Annotated in this window: 2 protein-coding genes; both read left to right on the top strand. The window is 73.4% G+C overall.

Annotated elements, in window-relative coordinates:
* Positions 1 to 573, top strand: a 573-nt coding sequence (locus IFT36_RS16060; protein WP_307785138.1) for a GNAT family N-acetyltransferase, incomplete at its 5' end; no start/stop codon positions are given.
* A 24-nt stretch (positions 574 to 597) separates the two neighbouring features.
* Complete coding sequence (locus IFT36_RS16055; protein WP_200413668.1) at positions 598 to 1,200, top strand: hypothetical protein; 603 nt, start codon at positions 598 to 600, stop codon at positions 1,198 to 1,200.
* Positions 1,201 to 1,269 lie beyond the last annotated feature (69 nt).

Raw genomic sequence — 1,269 nt, 5'->3', positions numbered from 1 at the left:
CCGATGATCCACGACGTCGCGCTGATGGGGCACGGCGTGCGGCTCGATCCGCTCGCCGTCGAGGATGCTGCCGCGCTCTGGCCGCTGACCGACGACGGGCTCTGGGCGGGCATGGTGACGCAGCGTCCGACGAGCGTCGCGGCCTACGCCGAGCACGTGGAGGCGCAACTCGCGAACCCGACGACCCTCGCGTTCACGGTGCGCGGCGAGGACGACGGCCAGGTGCGGGGCACGACGACCCTCTACGACCTCGTGCCGGCGCAGGGGCGGGTCGAGATCGGCAGCACCTGGTACGGCCGCCCCTTCTGGGGAGGACGGACGAACCCCGCCACCAAGCTGCTGCTGCTCACGCACGCGTTCGACGCCCTCGGCCTGAACCGGGTCGCGCTGCGCTGCGACGCCCGCAACCTGCGGAGCGCGGCAGCGATCCGTCGGCTGGGCGCCGTCCCCGAGGGGGTGCTGCGTTCGCACCGCGTCGCCGCCGACGGCACCCTGGGCGACACGGCCTACTTCTCGATCGTCCGCGCCGAGTGGCCCGACGTGCGGGCCGGCCTGGAGGCGCGGCTCGCCTAGTCGCGCGCCCGGTACGGTGACGACATGTCCGACGAGACCTGGATCGTGTTCGACGACGAGCCGAAGCAGAGGGTGCTGGTGCGGGCGATGCGGGTCTTCCTGCCCGCGACCGTGATCCTTGGGACGGCCGGTGCCTTCTTCTCTCGAGGCGGCGAGTCGCTGGTCGATCTGTTCGGCCCGATCGCCGTGCCGATCTCGTTCGTGTTCTGGGCGACCGCCGCCGCGGTCGGGTGGAACGTCGTGCTGTGGCTCAACGCCCCCTTCGCGATCGACCTCGAAGGGCGTCGACTGCGCATCCGCCATCGGGTGGTGCCGTTCGACCAGGTCGAACGGGCCGAGCTCGTGGGGCTGAGCGACGGCGACCAGGCCGGTCTGCTGCTGAAGATCGGCCGACGTCGGGGGCCGACGGCGTCCGTGCTGCTCAGGGAGCGGTCGACGCCCGCGCTCGACGACGCCCGACGCGACCTGCTGATCGAGGTGATCCGCGCCTCCTCGATCGCCCGCCCGGTGAGCCCGCACGACCCCACCGGGAAGTTCGGGCGGTTCAACTTCCCGGGGACGCTGGACAAGGCCGCAGCCGAGCAGGTCGTCCGCGACCCGCCGGCCCCGGGTGAGCCCGCGCCCTGACGGGTGGCCGCGGCGGCGCCGCGCTGCGCCCCGCCGCACGCCGCCACGATGTCCACAGCCCGCCACGAG

The organism is Frigoribacterium sp. CFBP 13605 (genome assembly GCF_014839405.1).
Taxonomy (GTDB): domain Bacteria; phylum Actinomycetota; class Actinomycetes; order Actinomycetales; family Microbacteriaceae; genus Frigoribacterium.
This window is presented reverse-complemented; position numbering and strand designations above follow the sequence as displayed.